This window comes from Streptomyces sp. TLI_053, from assembly GCF_900105395.1.
Lineage (GTDB): Bacteria > Actinomycetota > Actinomycetes > Streptomycetales > Streptomycetaceae > Kitasatospora.
This window is the reverse complement of record NZ_LT629775.1, coordinates 2,957,284-2,974,100: the sequence shown is the minus strand read 5'-3', so window position 1 is coordinate 2,974,100 and position 16,817 is coordinate 2,957,284. Positions and strand designations below refer to the sequence as shown.

13 protein-coding genes are annotated in these 16,817 nt (G+C 74.5%); 10 read left to right on the top strand and 3 right to left on the bottom strand.

Annotation, left to right across the window (positions count from 1 at the left end; translation table 11 throughout):
* Positions 1-6 precede the first annotated feature (6 nt).
* From ald to BLU95_RS11520, 7 genes are all read left to right on the top strand, one after another.
* Positions 7-1,122 (top strand): alanine dehydrogenase, encoded by a 1,116-nt coding sequence (ald, locus tag BLU95_RS11550; RefSeq protein WP_093859950.1) that lies wholly within the window; start codon positions 7-9, stop codon positions 1,120-1,122.
* Between the two features lie 473 nt (positions 1,123-1,595).
* Positions 1,596-2,663, top strand: a complete 1,068-nt coding sequence (locus tag BLU95_RS11545) for a ParA family protein (RefSeq protein ID WP_030396097.1) — start codon at positions 1,596-1,598, stop codon at positions 2,661-2,663.
* On the top strand, positions 2,660-3,298 hold the full coding sequence (locus tag BLU95_RS11540; RefSeq protein ID WP_093859949.1) for a hypothetical protein: 639 nt from the start codon (positions 2,660-2,662) through the stop codon (positions 3,296-3,298). The genes BLU95_RS11545 and BLU95_RS11540 overlap by 4 nt, the downstream gene beginning before the upstream one ends.
* A gap of 292 nt (positions 3,299-3,590) precedes the next feature.
* The gene (locus tag BLU95_RS11535) at positions 3,591-4,652 is read left to right on the top strand and encodes a segregation and condensation protein A (RefSeq protein ID WP_093859948.1); all 1,062 of its coding nucleotides are present in this window, start codon (positions 3,591-3,593) and stop codon (positions 4,650-4,652) included.
* A 419-nt stretch (positions 4,653-5,071) separates the two neighbouring features.
* Positions 5,072-5,665, top strand: a complete 594-nt coding sequence (gene scpB, locus BLU95_RS11530; RefSeq protein WP_231978738.1) for an SMC-Scp complex subunit ScpB — start codon at positions 5,072-5,074, stop codon at positions 5,663-5,665.
* A 64-nt stretch (positions 5,666-5,729) separates the two neighbouring features.
* Positions 5,730-7,052, top strand: a complete 1,323-nt coding sequence (locus tag BLU95_RS11525; RefSeq protein WP_093859947.1) for a pseudouridine synthase — start codon at positions 5,730-5,732, stop codon at positions 7,050-7,052.
* Between the two features lie 216 nt (positions 7,053-7,268).
* A complete protein-coding gene (locus BLU95_RS11520; protein WP_093859946.1) occupies positions 7,269-8,252 on the top strand; it encodes a helix-turn-helix domain-containing protein in 984 nt (327 codons plus the stop codon).
* A gap of 27 nt (positions 8,253-8,279) precedes the next feature.
* Here the strand turns inward: BLU95_RS11520 and BLU95_RS11515 are convergent, their stop codons facing one another.
* From BLU95_RS11515 to BLU95_RS11505, 3 genes are read right to left on the bottom strand one after another with little or no spacing between them, the layout of a single operon-like run.
* A complete protein-coding gene (locus BLU95_RS11515; RefSeq protein ID WP_093859945.1) occupies positions 8,280-8,642 on the bottom strand; it encodes a DUF952 domain-containing protein in 363 nt (120 codons plus the stop codon).
* Between the two features lie 55 nt (positions 8,643-8,697).
* Positions 8,698-10,344 carry a DUF4139 domain-containing protein gene (locus BLU95_RS11510; protein WP_093859944.1) on the bottom strand — a complete coding sequence of 549 codons (1,647 nt, stop codon included), beginning with the start codon at positions 10,342-10,344 and terminating at the stop codon, positions 8,698-8,700.
* A 3-nt stretch (positions 10,345-10,347) separates the two neighbouring features.
* Positions 10,348-12,609: a DUF4139 domain-containing protein gene (locus BLU95_RS11505; protein ID WP_353653557.1), complete on the bottom strand. Its 2,262-nt coding sequence runs from the start codon at positions 12,607-12,609 to the stop codon at positions 10,348-10,350.
* 407 nt (positions 12,610-13,016) lie between these two features.
* Between BLU95_RS11505 and BLU95_RS11500 the strand changes: the two genes are divergently transcribed.
* The 3 genes from BLU95_RS11500 (at position 13,017) to der (ending at position 16,721) form a co-directional block, all read left to right on the top strand.
* On the top strand, positions 13,017-14,102 hold the full coding sequence (locus BLU95_RS11500; RefSeq protein WP_093859942.1) for a prephenate dehydrogenase: 1,086 nt from the start codon (positions 13,017-13,019) through the stop codon (positions 14,100-14,102).
* A 271-nt stretch (positions 14,103-14,373) separates the two neighbouring features.
* Positions 14,374-15,093, top strand: coding sequence for a (d)CMP kinase (gene cmk, locus BLU95_RS11495; protein ID WP_231978524.1), 720 nt, complete (start codon positions 14,374-14,376; stop codon positions 15,091-15,093).
* Between the two features lie 170 nt (positions 15,094-15,263).
* Positions 15,264-16,721, top strand: coding sequence for a ribosome biogenesis GTPase Der (der, locus tag BLU95_RS11490; protein WP_093859940.1), 1,458 nt, complete (start codon positions 15,264-15,266; stop codon positions 16,719-16,721).
* The last annotated feature ends 96 nt before the right edge of the window (positions 16,722-16,817 follow it).

The window sequence follows — 16,817 nt, the reverse complement described above, 5'->3', positions numbered from 1 at the left end:
TTAGCCGTGAAGGTCGGCATCCCCCGCGAGGTCAAGAACCACGAGTACCGCGTGGCCATCACGCCCGCCGGCGTGCATGAGCTCGTCCGCAACGGACACGAGGTCTACATCGAGGACAACGCCGGTGTCGGCTCCTCGATCCCGAACGAGGAGTACGTGGCCGCCGGCGCCACCATCCTCCCCACCGCCGACGAGGTGTGGGCCACCGCCGACCTGCTGCTGAAGGTCAAGGAGCCCATCGCGGAGGAGTACCACCGCCTGCGCAAGGGCCAGACGGTCTTCACGTACCTCCACCTGGCGGCCGACCGCGCCGGCACCGACGCGCTGGTCGCCTCCGGCACCACCGCGATCGCGTACGAGACCGTGCAGCTCGCCAACGGCGCCCTCCCGCTGCTCGCCCCGATGTCCGAGGTCGCGGGCCGGCTGGCCCCGCAGGTCGGGTCCTACCACCTGATGCGCCCGGCCGGCGGCCGCGGCACCCTCCCCGGCGGCGTTCCCGGCACCCACCCGGCCAAGGCCGTCGTCATCGGTGGCGGCGTCTCCGGCTGGCACGCGGCCACCATCGCCATCGGCATGGGCTACGACGTGACCCTGCTGGACCGCGACATCAACAAGCTGCGCGAGGCCGACAAGATCTTCGGCACGAAGATCAAGGCCATCATGTCCAACTCCTTCGAGCTGGAGAAGGCCGTCATCGAGGCCGACCTGGTCATCGGCGCGGTGCTGATCCCGGGCGCCAAGGCCCCGAAGCTCGTCACCAACGAGCTGGTCTCCCGCATGAAGCCGGGCTCCGTGCTCGTCGACATCGCCATCGACCAGGGCGGCTGCTTCGAGGACTCGCACGCCACCACGCACGCCGAGCCGACCTTCCAGGTCCACAACTCGGTCTTCTACTGCGTGGCCAACATGCCGGGCGCCGTCCCGAACACCTCCACCTACGCGCTGACCAACGCGACGCTGCCGTACGTCGTCGAGCTGGCCAACCGGGGCTGGAAGGAGGCGCTGCGCCGCGACGCCGCGCTGGCCAAGGGTCTGAACGTCCACGAGGGCCAGATCACCTTCGCCGCCGTCGCCGAGGCCTTCGGCCTGGAGTCGGTCTCCCTGGACTCCGTGCTCGCCTGAGGCACGACCCCGCGTCGCCCCCGATCCGATGTCCTCGGGTCGGGGGCTTCGCCGTGCCCGTCCGCGGGGTCACGCTGAGTCCTCGCGGAGGGTGTGAACGAGGGGTGAACCCCGTGACGACTTCGGGGGTGGAACGGGCGGGTCGCTCTGTCGTCAATTTCTGTGGGTCGTGTCACCCCACCGCAGAAACGTTAGGGTCAAGGGCCCTCGCATCCCTTGACAGAGGGTTGCCCGATAGTCGACACATCCTGCCCACTACCGTGGATTGTGTTGCTGCGAACGCCTTGAACGGCCTAGAGTCGCAAACCGTCGGCATGCTGCCACGCTGACGAATCGACATAGAGTCCTGGATGCCCAAGGAGGTAAGACGACTTGTGAATGAGTCGACATTTGCTCCCGGGGGTGGTCAGCCAGGACTGGCGGAGCACACCGCCGGCCAGCCGAGTGGGGAGTCCGGGGCCAGGCAGGCCTCCGTGGGCTCGGCCGAGGTCGGCTCGGTCGCTCTCCGTACTTTCGAAGCACGCCAGAACACAGCACAGGTGACCACGGTGACCGACTACGACGCCGAACTGCCGGCCCACGGCCTGGCCTACGGCGAGTTCGCCTACGGCGCCTACGACGACCCCGACGCCGAGTACGAGCCGGACCCGGAGTACGCGGCCACGCTCGCCCCCGACGCCGCGCGTCAGCGCCGCGAGCGGATCGGCCCGACCGGACGTCCGCAGCCGTACTTCCCGATCCCGGCGCCGGTGGCCGAGCACGGCCCCGCCCAGATCATCGCGATGTGCAACCAGAAGGGCGGCGTCGGCAAGACCACGTCGACCATCAACCTGGGTGCCGCGCTCGCCGAGTACGGCCGCCGGGTGCTGCTGGTCGACTTCGACCCGCAGGGCGCCCTCTCCGTCGGACTCGGCGTCAACCCGATGGAACTCGACGTCACCGTCTACAACCTGCTCATGGAGCGGGGGCTGACGGCCGACGAGGTGCTGCTGAAGACGGCCGTGCCGGGGATGGACCTGCTGCCGTCCAACATCGACCTCTCCGCCGCCGAGGTGCAGCTGGTCAGCGAGGTGGCCCGGGAGTCCGCGCTGGCGCGCGCCCTGAGGCCGCTGCTGCCCGACTACGACTACGTCATCATCGACTGCCAGCCCTCGCTGGGCCTGCTGACGGTCAATGCGCTGACGGCCGCTCACAGCGTGATCGTGCCGCTGGAGTGCGAGTTCTTCGCGCTGCGCGGTGTCGCGCTGCTCACCGAGACCATCGAGAAGGTCTGCGAGCGGCTCAACCCGGAGCTGCGGCTGGACGGCATCCTCGCCACCATGTACGACTCTCGCACCGTGCACAGCCGTGAGGTGCTGGCGCGCGTGGTCGAGGCGTTCGGCGAGCACGTCTTCCACACCGTCATCGGGCGGACCGTGCGCTTCCCGGAGACCACCGTCGCCGGCGAACCGATCACGACGTACGCGACCAATTCGGTCGGTGCCGCCGCCTACCGCCAGCTCGCCAGGGAGGTGCTCGACCGGTGCCGCCCCGCCGAGTGAGTCTCCCGGGGGCCGACGAGCTGTTCCGAACCACCGGCGGGATGGCGCTCTCGCCGTCCCTCGCGTCGCGTTCGGCCGTCGAGGCCCCCAGACCGGAGACCGCCCGGGCGGTCAACGGCGCCGGTGACCCGGACGGCGCCGAGGGCGTCGACGAGGTCGCCGCGGCCGACGGCACCGGACCGGCCGACGGCGCCGAGGGGCCGGAGCACGCCGGCAGCGGCACGGACCGGACCGGGGACCAGGCGGAGGGCCGACGGAGCACGCGCCGCGAGACCGGTGCGGCGGGCGCGTCCGTGCCCGCTCCCGCCCAGCCGGGCGGCCGGACCTCGGCCCCGGCGCCGCGGCAGCACGCCGGCGCGGTCGAGGACCAGACGGGTGCCGCGGGGCGGCCCCGTCCGCGTGGCCGTGCCCCCCGCCGCCCCAGCGGGCGCGAGCGGCACGACGAGAAGATCACCGTGTACGTGTCCGCCGAGGAGCTGATGGACCTCGAGCACACCCGGCTGGTGCTCCGCGGTGAGCACGGCCTGGCGGTGGACCGGGGCCGGATCGTGCGGGAGGCCATCGCGGTCGTCCTGGCGGACCTGGAGCAGCGCGGCGAGGCCAGCATCCTGGTGCGGCGGCTGCGCGGGCGCTGAGCCCGTGCCTCGGGGCCGCGGGGGGTCCGGGGCGGGTCGTGGTCCGTGCGGTGAGCGGCGTCCGGGAGGGACCGCGGTCGTCCTGGCGGGTCGCCGGGCGGTGCGGTGGGGCCGGCGGGCCCCGTAAGGGCGGTTGTGCGGGCGCCGAGCCCGTGCCTCGGGGCCCGAGGGCGGTCCGGGCGGGTCCGGGGCCGTGCGGTGGCCGCGCGGGCGGCTGCGGGCCCGGCGGGGACCGGCGTGTCGACGGCCCCGGTGCGGGGTGACCGGTGCCGCCGGGCGAAGATGGACCGTCATGCCGAGCACCTCCGAGAGCCCCGTCGACGCCCAGGCCGCCGCTGTCGCCGCGGCGGAGCCCGGCGCGCCGGCCGTCGCGGGCGGGGGAGCGGAGGGTGCGGGCGGGGCGGGTAGCGACGGACCGGGGACCGACGGGCCGCAGGGCGGCTTCCGGGTCCGGCTGGACAACTTCGAGGGCCCGTTCGACCTGCTGCTGAGCCTGATCGCCAAGCACCGGATGGACGTCACCGAAGTGGCGCTGGCGACGGTCACCGACGAGTTCCTCGCCCACATCAGGGCCATGGGGCCGGACTGGGACCTGGACGCGGCGACCGAGTTCCTGGTGGTCGCCGCCACCCTCCTCGACCTCAAGGCGGCCCGGCTGCTGCCCGCCGCCGAGGTCGAGGACGAGGAGGACCTCGCCCTGCTGGAGGCGCGCGACCTGCTCTTCGCGCGGCTGCTCCAGTACCGGGCCTACAAGCGCGCGGCGGCCCTGTTCGGCGAGCGCTGGGCCGCCGAGCTGCTCCGGCGTCCGCGCAGCGTCGGCCTGGAACCCCGGCACGCCGCGCTGCTGCCCGAGGTCGTGATCGCCATCGGCACCGAGCGTTTCGCGCAGCTCGCCGCCCGGGCGATGACGCCCAAGCCCCCGCCCGTCGTCTACGTCGACCACATCCACAGCCCGCCGGTGAGCGTGCGCGAGCAGGCCGGTCTCGTGGTCGACCTGCTGGCCGAGCTGGGCGAGGCCACCTTCCGGAGGCTGGTCGAGGACGCCCCGGACACCATGGTGGTGGTCGCCCGCTTCCTGGCGCTGCTGGAGCTCTACCGGGAGCGGGTGCTCGCGTTCGAGCAGCCGGACGCGCTGGGGGAGCTGCTGGTGCGCTGGGTGGCCGAGGCGGACCGGGGCGTGATCGAGGTGACGGACGAGTTCGACCGGCCGCCGGACGGGGCGGAGCAGTCGTCGCGCGCGCCGGGGTCGGCCGCGGGGTCGGCCGCGGGGTCGGCCTCCGGGATGGCGGCGGGTTCGGCCTCGGGATCGGCGGCGGGTTCGGCAGCGGTGAAGGGCGAGGAGGACGGGCGATGACGGTCGGGAACGGCGGGGCGGGCGGTGGACGGCCGGCCAGGCGGGCGCTGGGGGTGCCGGGCCAGCCGAGGGCCGAGGAGTGGCAGGAACCGGCGCCGAGCGTCCTGGAGGACGGTCCGGTGTCGGTTGCCGGGGCCGTCCCCGCGGTCGTGGCCGCCGTGGCGGCGGTCGCGGCGGCGGGCGAGGCGGTCGCGGCGGTCGACGTGGTGCCGGTGGAGGTGGTGCACCAGAAGTCGGCGCCGTCGACTTCTCCGGCGGACCTTCCGGCGGGGCTTCCCGGAGACTCTCCGGCGGACTCTCCCGCCGGGCTCTCCGAGGACGCTCCGGCGGAGCTTCCCGAGGACCGTCCCGAGGCTCGTCCCGGCGGCTTCCCGGCGGAGGACGGGCCCGGACTGCGGGCGGAGCTCGAGGCGATTCTGATGATCGTCGACGAGCCGGCCGCCGAGGCGCACCTGGCGGCCGTGCTGGAGCGCCCCCGCGCGGAGGTGGCCTCGGCCCTGCGCGGGCTGTCCGCCGAGTACACCGCCCAGGGGCGCGGCTTCGACCTGCGGCAGGTGGCCGGGGGCTGGCGTTTCCACAGCCGCGCCACCTGCGCCCCGGCCGTCGACCGCTTCGTCCTGGACGGCCAGCAGGCCCGTCTGACCCAGGCGGCGCTGGAGACCCTGGCGGTGGTCGCCTACCGGCAACCGGTGTCCAGATCGCGGGTCTCAGCCGTCCGCGGTGTGAACTGTGACGGCGTGATGCGTACCCTGGTACAGCGAGGACTGGTGGAAGAGGCCGGATCCGAGCCCGAAACAGGTGCGATCCTGTATCGGACGACGAACTACTTCCTGGAACGGATGGGGCTCCGCGGCCTGGACGAGCTGCCGGAGCTCGCCCCGTTCCTGCCCGAGGTCGACGACGTGGAAGCGGAGTCCCTGGAGGGCACGATGATCGCGGAGGCGGTCGCCGCCGCTGCCGCGAAGGCTGCGGACGGCAGTGGCGAGGCCGGTCGGGCTGCGCCTGATCGGTAGGGGGCGGTGAGGTCGGCCGAAACGACCGCACAGCCCAAGACGGTAACGACGTACGGACACTTTGATGCGTAGCAGTGGCAACGGCAGGAACAGCAGCGGCGGCGGCAGCGGTCGCGGCGGACAGGGCGGGGGCCGGGGCGGCTCCTACGGGGGCGGCTCGGGCCGCGGTGGCTCGGGAGAGCGCGGGGGTTCGTACGGCGGTGGCTCCGGCCGCGGTGGCTCGGGAGAGCGCGGCGGTTCCTACGGCGGCGGCTCCGGCTCGGCCCGTGGTGGCTCCGGCGCGCCGCGCACCGGCTCGGGCCGTCCGGGCTCGGGCGCGGGCCGTGCCGGCTCCGGCTCGTACGACCGGCGTGACGACCGCCGTGACGACCGTCGCGACGACCGCCGTGACGACCGTCGCTTCCCGGACCGCCCGCTGCGGCCCGAGGAGCGCAGGTACGACCGTCCCGAGTTCGGCGGCGGCCCCAACGCCACCCCGGCCCGCGGCGGCTACTCCGGGCGCCGGCCCGGCCCGGCCCCCCGGCCGCGCCGCGAGGGCGCGCCCGCCCCGGGCGACCCGCGGCGCCAGCCGCAGCGCTCGCGCGAGCTCCAGGCCCGGATCGAGGACGCGGTGCTGGCCCGCCACGACAAGCCGGCCGTGAAGCTGCCGAAGACCTTCGGCGAGCCCGAGGGCGAGCGACTGCAGAAGGTGCTGGCCCGGGCCGGCATCGGCAGCCGCCGCGCCTGCGAGGAGCTGATCGACCAGGGCCGGGTCGAGGTCAACGGCAAGCGCGTCACCGAGCAGGGCAAGCGGGTCGACCCGCAGAACGACGAGATCAAGGTGGACGGCCTGACCGTCGCCACCCAGTCGTACCTGTTCTTCGCGCTGAACAAGCCGGCCGGCGTGGTCTCCACCATGGAGGACCCGGACGGCCGTCAGTGCCTCGGCGACTACGTGACCAACCGGGAGACCCGGCTGTTCCACGTCGGCCGGCTGGACACCGAGACCGAGGGCATCATCCTGCTCACCAACCACGGCGAGCTGGCCCACCGCCTCACCCACCCCCGGTACGGCGTCACCAAGACCTACCTGGCCGCCATCCAGGGCCCGATCCCGCGCGACCTGGGCAAGCAGCTCGCCAAGGGCATCGAGCTGGAGGACGGCTACGCCCGCGCCGACAGCTTCAAGGTGGTCTCGAACGTCGGCAAGAACTACCTGGTCGAGGTGACCCTGCACGAGGGTCGCAAGCACATCGTCCGCCGGATGCTGTCCGAGGCGGGCTTCCCGGTCGAGAAGCTGGTCCGCACCCACTTCGGGCCGATCGCGCTCGGTGACCAGAAGTCCGGCTGGCTGCGCCGGCTGACCAACCCCGAGGTCGGTCAGCTGATGCGCGAGGTCGGGCTGTAGCACCCCGACCCCCGGTCCCCGGAGGGCCTCCCCGCCAGTCGGCGGGGAGGCCCTCCGTCGTTCGGCGGATCTGCTGTGAAGCGGACCGCATCGTGGGGTGATCACCTTGTCAGCCCGGTGATCCGTGGCCGAGGATTGCCACCTGACCGCGACCCGCCGGGTGGCGGGACTGCGCCACCCCGTGCGGGGGGCCGGAGGCGAACGGGGAGCGACGCCGTGTCCGATGCACCACTCAGCGCTCTGGGACTGGCCGGAGCGGACGGGCAGGTCTACGCGGCGCTGGTGGCCAACCCGCAGTCCACCGCCGAGGACCTCGCCGGGCTCTGCGAACTGACTCCCCAGCAGAGCCTGCGGGCCCTGGACCGGCTCGCCCAGCAGGGCATGGCCACCCGGGCCCCGGTGGACCGCCAGCGCTTCCTGCCGGTCGCCCCGGACGTGGCGATCGGCACCCTGATCGGCCACCGCGAGTCCGAACTGCGGCACGCCCGCGCCGAGATGCACCGGCTGATGGACGCCTTCCGGGAAGCGTCCCGGTACACCGACCCGGCGCACTCGGTCGAGGTGCTGACCGGCGGCGAGGCGATAGCCCAGCGCCTGGAGCACATCACCGGGACCAGCCAGTACCAGATCCGCGGCTTCGACTGCCCGCCCTACATCCAGGACCCGGTCGCCAACATCCCGTTGCAGCGGCAGCGGCTGGGCGAGGGCGTGCGGTTCCGGACCATCTACGACCGGGAGGCGGTGGCCTGGCCCGGCCGGCTGGAGAAGAACATCCTGGCCGGGGTCGCCGACGGGGAGGAGGCCAGGGTTAGGCCGGTGCTCCCGATGAAGATGGTCATGTCGGACGACCGGATGGCGATCATCCCGATCAGCGTCGGCGACAGCGTCCTCGACGCCGCCTACGTGATCCATCCCTCGGCGCTGCTCCAGGCCCTGGACACGCTCTTCGAGGCGGAATGGGAGCGGGCCGTCCAGCTGCAGGCCGCGATCGGCACCGGGGACGGGGCGCTGGAGCCGGAGGCCGACCACCGCAAGCTGCTCGGCCTGCTGGCGGCCGGCCTCACCGACGAGTCCATCGCCCGGTCGCTGGGCTGGAGCGCCCGGACCACCCAGCGCCGGCTCCAGTCGCTGATGCGCGAGCTGGGCGCCACCACCCGCTTCCAGGCCGGGATGGCGGCCCGGGAGCGGGGCTGGCTGTAGGGCGCGCCCGCCGGGCCCGCCGGGGCGTCAGCTCCAGGGGGAGAGCGACGCCCAGCGGCCGTCCGGGCCCCGCTCGACCTTCTCCAGGCCGACCACCGCCGTGCGGTTCAGCCGCCCGTAGATGTGCGGGAACAGCACCCCGGGAGTGGCCCCGGGCGGCGGCGCGCCGTTCGGGGCCTCCCACTTGACCATCGGTTCGACCAGCGACTCCTCGATCAGCAGCACCATCAGGGGTCCGCGGGTGTCGGCGAAGAACGCGTTGGCCACGGCCAGCGCGGTCGGCTCGTCCGCCGAGCAGTGGATGAACCCGTCGGTGAGCAGCGAGGCGGCCGCGTACGGCCGCCCCGGGTCGGCCAGCCAGTCGTCCAGGGGCGCGAGGTGCAGGATCATGCTCCTGTTGTACCTGTTCCGGCCGGGACGGGACGGGCGCCCGGGCCGCCGCCGCTCACAGGCCCGCCACCTTCGAGGAGGCGGAGACCTCGTACACCAGGGTCAGCGTGCGGCGGGCGCCCGGGCCGAGCGGGACGTCCCAGCGCACGATGCCCTCGGCGTCGAAGGCGTCCGGCACGGGTGAGCACTCCTCCTTGCGCAGCCGCACCTCCACCGCCGCCACCTCGGAGACCGGCACCCGTTCGCGCACCGCGACCAGCTGCTCGTCCCGCTCCTCCGGGCCGGAGAACCGGGACAGGTGCAGCCGCACCGTGCGGACGGTCACCGCACGCTGGCTCAGGCCCGCGGTGGACCGGCGCTCCTCGCTCTCCCGCACCACCCGGTAGCCGTCCGAGCTGCCGAAGGACAGTTCGGTGTCGGCGCCCGCCGCGGTGAACGGCAGCCGGCCGCGCCCGGTGAATCCGCTGCCGCGGACCAGCTCCACCGGCCCGGCGAGCAGGGGGTGGCCGGCCGTGTTGCGGAACCGGACCACCTGGGTCACCAGCGGCGACAGCTCCGGCGCGCAGGCGAACTCGCTGTGCGCCGGACCGTCGAAGGCGGCCAGCGGCACCCGGTGCGCCTTGCCGTCGGAGGGAACGGTGGCCGGGGCCGGGGCGTTCAGCACCCGTACCTCGCCGCCGTCGTCCACGCCCGGCACCACGCCGTCCGGTCCCAGTTCGGAGACCGCCTCCTCGCGCAGCTCGACCTCGACGGCGCGCTTCTCCTCGGTGGTGCGCTCGCGCAGGACCAGCACGTCCTCGGCGAGCGCGGGGGGTTCGGTGGCCAGCGCCGACCGGGCGGTGGAGAAGGTCAGCCGGACCCCGTCCCACGGCTCGCCGGTGCGCTGCCAGACCACCGCCTCGGACTCCAGTCGCAGCACGCCGTCGGCCAGGGTGGCGCGGTAGGACGGCCGCCACAGGGCGCACGGCACCAGGTGGTGCACGGTGAGCCGGGCCGGGCCGGCCGCGGCGGCCTCGACGGTGAGTTCGAGGTGGGCGACCAGTTCGGCGGGCCGCTCCTCGGACTCCTCCAGGGCGCCGAGCGCCGCCGCGCGGTCCACCTCCAGCCGGCGCAGCCGGACCCGGGCGGCGCGCAGCTCCTCGCCGTGCTGCTCGCGGCCGGCGTCGACCCGGTCCAGCTCGCGGTGCCAGCGGGTGCGTTCGACCTCGCCGGCGCCGGCTCCCTCGCCGACCTCCCGCAGCAGATCGGTGCTGAGCTGGGCGAGCAGGGCCAGCCGGGCCTCCAGCCGGTCGGTCAGCCGTTCCTCCTCGCGGATCCGGACCTCCAGCGCGTGCAGCCGGTGGCGCAGCTCGGAGTCGCCGGGGCCGGGCGGCAGCGGCGGGCGGGGCGTCCAGGCGCGGGTGATCCGGGCGTCCAGGACGCGGACGCCCGGGGTGTCCGACTCGGCGCGCAGGGTGCGGTCGACGGCGAGGGCGGTGAGCGGGCCGAGCCGCAGCCGCTGGACGCCGGCGGCCAGCGTCGGCGAGGCGGTGCGGCCGATCCGGGCGCGGTCCTCCAGGCAGGTGACGGTGGTGACGGGCAGCGCCGTCACGGGGGGTGCGGTCAGGGGGAGCGGGGCGGTGGGGGCTGGGGCGGCGGTGCCCGGGGTGCCCGGTCCCGGGGCACCCGCGCTCGCGGCGCCGGGGAGGGGGGTGACGGTCATCGTTCAGTTCCTCCGGTTTCCGCCGACGATGGCCTTTCCGGCCGGGATTCTGATCTGGTAGCCGCCGTCCAGCTCGGCCCGGCCGCCCGGCGGCAGCTCGACCCGCCGGAGCCGGGTGCCGGGCGGGCACTCGGTGGACGGTTCGTCCGGTGCGTGCCAGCCGGGCCGTTCCTCGATCCGGACATCGGCGTCGGAGCTGACCGGTACCCGTTCGCGGACCTCGACGGTGACCGGGCGGCCGAGCCGGTTGGCCAGCTCGACGCGCACCCGGTGGTCGAGCACGGTGCTGCTGTTCAGCATGCCCGCGGTGGACTCGTGCAGCTCGGTACGGCGCGTCACCTCGACCGACTCGGCGACACCGATGCCCAGTCGGCGCACACCGCCGGGGGCGAGGGTGGGCAGCGCCCCGGTGAGCAGGAACTCGTCGTCGACGGTCACCTCGACCGGGCCGGCGAGCACGGCGCGGGCGGTGCCGTTGGTGAGCACCAGGGTCGCGTAGACCCGCTCCTCCACCGCGGGCACGGCGACGTACTCGGGCCGGACGCTCACCGCGATGTCGTCGATCGTGACGGTGTGCCAGGTGCCGTCGGACGGGATGTCGGCGGGCGCGGCGGCGTCGAAGCGGTGCTCGAAGGAGCCGGTCGAGACCTGCGGCGGCACCGCGTGCTGCGGCATCGGGAGGCGCTGCAGCCGGGCGCCGTACGGGCCGGCCGCCGTCCGGATGCCGGCGCCCGGGCGGAACACCCGGTGCAGGGTGCCGCGCCGGCCGGTGTCGCCGTCCGGGCCGAGCAGTTCGAGCACGGGGTAGTCGAGCAGTTGTTCGTCCGGGACCGGCGGTCCGGGCGGGGGCGCGAACGGGGCGGGCGCGCCGGCGAGCAGGAAGTCGGGCTCGTCGGCGGGGCCGGCGGGGCCGGCGCCCTCGGCGGTGAAGGCCGAGCGGACGCGGCGGGCCTCGGGCGGCAGCGGCACTCCGCCGTAGCCTGCGGCCCCGGGCGGCTGCGGGGCCGGGTACATGCTGCCCTGGGCGCCGCCGCGCGCTGCGCGGCGGTGCGCTCCGCCGCCGGCCGGGCGGGAGGGGAACGAGGCGGCCGCGGGGGCCGGGGGCGGGGGCGGGGCCGAAACCGGGGCCGAAACCGGGGCCGACATCGCGCGCGGCGTCCCGGGGGACCGGAGCGGGCGGTCCGGTACCGGGCGCGGACCGGCCGCGTCGTAGGCCGAGAACAGGTCGGACAGCCCGGCCGGCGGCTCGCGCCAGCCGGAGGACGGTGGGACCGGCTGGCTGCGGCCGATCCGCAGCGAGCGTAGCTTCGGCAGGTCGGTGCGGCGTTCCAGGTCGGCGGTGGAGAGGGCGAGGCGGACGCCGGTCCAGTCCTCGTCGGTCTGCTGGGCGACGGAGGCGCGCAGGACCAGGTGGCCGGTGTCGTCGCCCTGCCGGTAGGACAGGCGGTAGGAGGGCACCCAGCGGGCGGCCTGGACGGTGTACTCCAGCTCGATGTCCAGCTCGGGGGTGGTCGCTTCGGTGCTGCCGGTGGTGTCGGTGCTCTCGGTCGTGCCGGTCGTGCCGGTCGGTGCGGCGGCTTCGGTGCTGAGGGTGAGGAGGGCGGTGGTCGCGGTCGTGATCGCCTCCTGCGGGTCGGCGGTGGTCGCCCGGGCGATCCGGTCGGCGAGCAACTCGGTCTCGTGCTCGGCGAGTTCGATGTCCCGGGTGAGCAGCTCGGCGCGCCGGTGGAGCCGCTCCAGGCGTTCGTCCACGAAGTCGGCCAGTTCGAGCCAGGCGTCGGCGGGCGTGCGGCGCAGCGGTTCGTCGCGGCGCCGGGCCGGCGGGACGGCGCGCAGCGCGGTGGTCTCGGCGACGGCGGCCAGCACCAGTCGGAGACGTTCCCGCAGGGTGCTCTCGTGCTCCCTGGCCTCGTCCAGCCGCAGTCGCAGTCCGGGCAGCTCGGAGGGGTCGCGGAGTTCGGCGACCGCCTCCAGCCGGGCCCCGGTGACGGCGGTGCCGGCCGGGCCGGAGAGGACCCGGGCGCGCAGCGAGCGTTCGTCGAGTCTTCCGGGCAGGCCCGTCAACCGGATCCGCCCGTCCGGGGGCAGGGCCACCCGGGCCCGGCGGCGGCAGACCGCGCCGACGGCGTGGACGACCACGGAGTCCAGGACCGAGGGGACGGTCGGGACGGTGGTTCCTCCTCCGGTGGAACCGCTGGCGGAACCGGTGGTGGTGGTGCTGTGTTCCTGCGGTCGCTGCTGGTCGCTGCTGTGCTGATCGTTCACCCGGCCAACCCCTTCGTCGCGTACCTTCGGCGCCGAGCGCGCGCCGAGCCTTCTCCCGGGCGGCCCATCCTGCCGTGTGCCCGTTCCCGCGTCCCCGGTTTTCCGTCGTGCGTGGCGTGCGGTCGGCGGCATCCGTCGGCCGCCGACCGTCGGCCGCTGTCGTCGGGTGTCGTCGTGGGGGCGGTGCCGGGGCAGGTGGTGCGGGTCCGTGTGAGTGGGGACGGCCACGGTGCCCGGTGCGGTTGCGGACGGCGGCCGCGCGGGCGGTGGTGATGGGGGAGGATAAGGCGGGCCCGGTCCGCGGTCGGTTCCGCGTCGCCCGGTTCCGGTCCTTGTCGTTCCGTGCTGTTCCGTTCCGTGCTGTTCCGTTCCGTGCTGTTCCGTTCTGTGAGGAGAGCCACCCCGCCATGCGCACAGCTGTCGTCGTCGGTACCGGACTCATCGGCACCTCCGCCGCGCTCGCCCTCACCGGACGGGGTCTGACCGTCCATCTGGAGGACGCCGACCCGGACGCCGCCCGCACCGCCGCGTCGCTGGGCGCCGGCACCACCGAACCGGCCGACGGTCCGGTGGACCTGGCGATCATCGCCGTCCCGCCCGCGCTGGTCGGCAAGGTGCTGGCCGACTGCCAGCGTCGCGGCCTGGCGCAGTACTACACCGACGTCGCGAGTGTGAAGGACGGCCCGCGGGCCGAGATCGCCGCGCTCGGCTGCGACACCGTGCACTACCTGGGCAGCCACCCGATGGCCGGGCGGGAGCGGTCCGGCCCGCTGGCGGCCCGCGCCGACCTCTTCGAGGGCCGGCCGTGGGTGCTCACCCCCACCCCCGACACCGACACCGGGGCGCTGAACGCCGTCCTCGAACTGGTCGCGCTCTGCGGGGCCATGCCGATCGTCATGGACGCCGCGGACCACGATCGCGCGGTCGCCCTGGTCTCGCACGCCCCCCAGCTGCTCTCCTCGCTGGTCGCGGCCCGGCTGGAGCACGCCGACGAGACGGCCATAAGGCTCTCCGGCCAGGGCGTCCGGGACGTCACCCGGATCGCCGCCTCCAACCCCGCGATGTGGGTGGACATCCTGTCCGCCAACGCGGGCGCGGTGGCGGACGTGCTGGCGGAGTTCGCCACCGACCTCGGCGAGACCGTGGCCGCGCTGCGTGCCCTCCAGGCCGCCGAGGAGGCCGAGCGGCAGGGCGGCACGGCGGGCATCGAGGCGGTCATGCGGCGCGGGAACACCGGTCAGGCCCGGATCCCGGGCAAGCACGGCGCACCGCCCACCCGCTACGAGACCGTCGCCGTCGTGCTCGGCGACCAGCCCGGCGAGCTGGGTCGGCTGTTCGGCGAGGTCGGCGCGGCCGGGGTCAACATCGAGGACGTCGTGATCGAGCACTCGACCGGCCAGCAGGTGGGCTTCGTCCAGCTGGCGGTGGCGCCGGGGGCGGTCCGGGCGCTGACGGCGGCGCTGCGGTCGAGCGGGTGGAGCGTCCGGGACTGAGCGCTGCCGCCCCGCCGGTTGCCGAGGCGGTCGCCGAGCCGGGCCGGGGCCGGTTGCTGTGCCGGGCCGGGGTCGGTTGCCCGAGCGGGTGCCGAGCCGGGTCGCCGGGGTCGGCCGGGAGGGCTCGGCACCGGCGGGGCCGGGTCGGGCGTCGGTCCATTAACCTTGAGGGAGACAATCCCCGGCTGCCCCGTAGATCCGGGCCGCCATGCTCGGAGACCAGAGATCCGAGCTCCAGCTCCAGCTCCAGCTCCAGAGAGAGGTTCGCGCCGTGGACACTGCCGACCGAGCGCACGCCCCGGTCGTCGTCGCCATCGACGGACCCTCCGGCTCCGGCAAGTCGACCGTCTCCCGGGCGGTCGCCGCGCGGCTGGGCCTGAGCTTCCTCGACACCGGTGCCATGTACCGGGCGATGACCTGGTGGATGCTGGCCAACGACATCGACGTGGCCGACCCGGAGGCGGTGGCGGTCGCCTGCGGCAAGCCGGTGATCGTGTCCGGCACGGACGCGGACGGCCCGACCATCACGGTCGACGGCCAGGACGTCTCCGGCCCGATCCGCGGCCCCGAGGTGACCGCGCAGGTCAGCGCCGTCTCGGCGGTGCCGGCGGTGCGGGCCCGGCTGGTCGAGCTGCAGCGCGGCTGCGCCGGGGTCGCCGAGCGCGGCATCGTCGCCGAGGGCCGGGACATGGGGAGCGTGGTCTTCCCGGCCGCCACCGTCAAGGTCTTCCTGACCGCGTCGGAGGCGGCCCGGGCCGAGCGACGGGCGGCCGAGCTGCGGGCCAAGGGCCTGGACGAGGCGACCATCACCGCGATGGCCGCCGACCTGGCCCGCCGGGACGCCGCCGACTCCTCGCGGGCGACCGCGCCGCTCACCCAGGCGGCGGACGCCGTGCTGGTGGACACCAGCGAGCTCACCCTGGAGCAGGTGATCGACCGGATCACCACGCTGGTCGAGCAGCGGGCCGGAGCCGCGCTGTCGACGGTGTGATGCCGGCCGGACCGTTCGGTCCGGCTCCTCGACGGGAACGTCCGGCAAGAACTTTCTGACAACAACGGGGTGCCGCGGTGGCACCCGGACCAACTCGCGCTGCCCCGGAGGGGCAGGTACGCACGGTGTCTCCCTGGGAAGGGCCGCACCGGGAAACGGACAGTACGAACATGACCGCAGAGCACACCTCCGCCGGCCCCGGCGAGCTGGACGCCGCCGACTACGCCGAGTTCATGGCGCTCGCCGCCGAGGAGGGCTTCGACCTCGACGACGTCGACGGCCTCGGTGACGGCAGCCACGCGCCGCTTCCGGTGCTGGCCATCGTCGGCCGCCCGAACGTCGGCAAGTCGACCCTCGTCAACCGCATCATCGGCCGCCGCGAGGCCGTCGTCGAGGACAAGCCCGGCGTCACCCGCGACCGCGTCAGCTACGAGGCCACCTGGAACGGCCGCCGCTTCAAGGTCGTCGACACCGGCGGCTGGGAGATCGACGTCCTCGGCATCGACGCCATGGTCGCCGCCCAGGCCGAGCTGGGTATCGAGCAGGCCGACGCGGTGCTGTTCGTGGTCGACGCCACCGTCGGTGCCACCGACACCGACGAGGCCCTGATCAAGATCATCCGCCGGGCCGGCAAGCCGACCGTGCTCTGCGCCAACAAGGTCGACGGCCAGTCCACCGAGGCGGAGGCCGCCTACCTCTGGTCGCTCGGCCTGGGCGAGCCCTACCCGGTCTCCGCCCTGCACGGCCGCGGCTCCGGTGACCTGCTGGACGCCGTGATGGCCGCCCTGCCCGACGCCCCGCCGCAGACCTTCGGCGACGCCGCCCCCGGCGGCCCGCGCCGGGTCGCGCTGATCGGCCGGCCGAACGTCGGCAAGTCCAGCCTGCTGAACAGGGTCGCCGGCGAGGACCGCGTCGTCGTCAACGAGCTGGCCGGCACCACCCGTGACCCGGTCGACGAGATGATCGAGCTCGGCGGCAAGACCTGGAAGTTCGTCGACACCGCCGGCATCCGCCGCCGGGTCCACATGACCGCCGGCGCCGACTTCTACGCCTCGCTGCGCACCTCCGCCGCGCTGGAGAAGGCCGAGGTCGCCGTCGTCCTGATCGACTGCAGCGAGACCCTCGCCGAGCAGGACACCCGGATCATCTCGATGGCCGTCGAGGCCGGTCGCGCCGTCGTCATCGCCTACAACAAGTGGGACCAGCTCGACGAGGAGCGCCGCTACTACCTGGAGCGCGAGATCGAGCGCGACCTCGTCCAGGTCCAGTGGGCGCCGCGGGTCAACGTCTCGGCGAAGACCGGCCGGCACATGGAGAAGCTCGTCCCGGCGATCGAGACCGCGCTGCAGGGCTGGGAGACCCGGATCCCGACCGCGCGGCTGAACGCCTTCCTCGGTGAGCTGGTGGCCGCCCACCCGCACCCGATCCGCGGTGGCAAGCAGCCGCGCGTCCTGTTCGGCACCCAGGCGGGCACTCGGCCGCCGCGGTTCGTGCTGTTCGCCTCGGGCTTCCTGGAGGCGGGTTACCGGCGCTTCATCGAGCGCCGGCTGCGCGAGGAGTTCGGCTTCGTCGGGACGCCGATCTCGATCTCGGTGCGGGTGCGGGAGAAGCGCAACCGGAAGAAGTAGCGGCTGACGCTCCCGGTGGAGCCGTTGAGGCGGTGAACCGGGCGTGAGCCGTGCGGAAGCGGTGGGGAAGGGCCCTGTCGGCCGGTCTTGTTCGGG

What these genes read in the sequence shown, in the direction of transcription:
- BLU95_RS11500 (WP_093859942.1), top strand. Translation starts at nt 13,017, where the DNA reads ATGCGCACAGCTGTCGTCGTCGGTACCGGACTCATCGGCACCTCCGCC.
- BLU95_RS11515 (WP_093859945.1), bottom strand. Translation starts at nt 8,642, where the DNA reads ATGATCCTGCACCTCGCGCCCCTGGACGACTGGCTGGCCGACCCGGGG.
- BLU95_RS11510 (WP_093859944.1), bottom strand. Translation starts at nt 10,344, where the DNA reads ATGACCGTCACCCCCCTCCCCGGCGCCGCGAGCGCGGGTGCCCCGGGA.
- BLU95_RS11525 (WP_093859947.1), top strand. Translation starts at nt 5,730, where the DNA reads ATGCGTAGCAGTGGCAACGGCAGGAACAGCAGCGGCGGCGGCAGCGGT.
- scpB (WP_231978738.1), top strand. Translation starts at nt 5,072, where the DNA reads ATGATCGTCGACGAGCCGGCCGCCGAGGCGCACCTGGCGGCCGTGCTG.
- BLU95_RS11535 (WP_093859948.1), top strand. Translation starts at nt 3,591, where the DNA reads ATGCCGAGCACCTCCGAGAGCCCCGTCGACGCCCAGGCCGCCGCTGTC.
- der (WP_093859940.1), top strand. Translation starts at nt 15,264, where the DNA reads ATGACCGCAGAGCACACCTCCGCCGGCCCCGGCGAGCTGGACGCCGCC.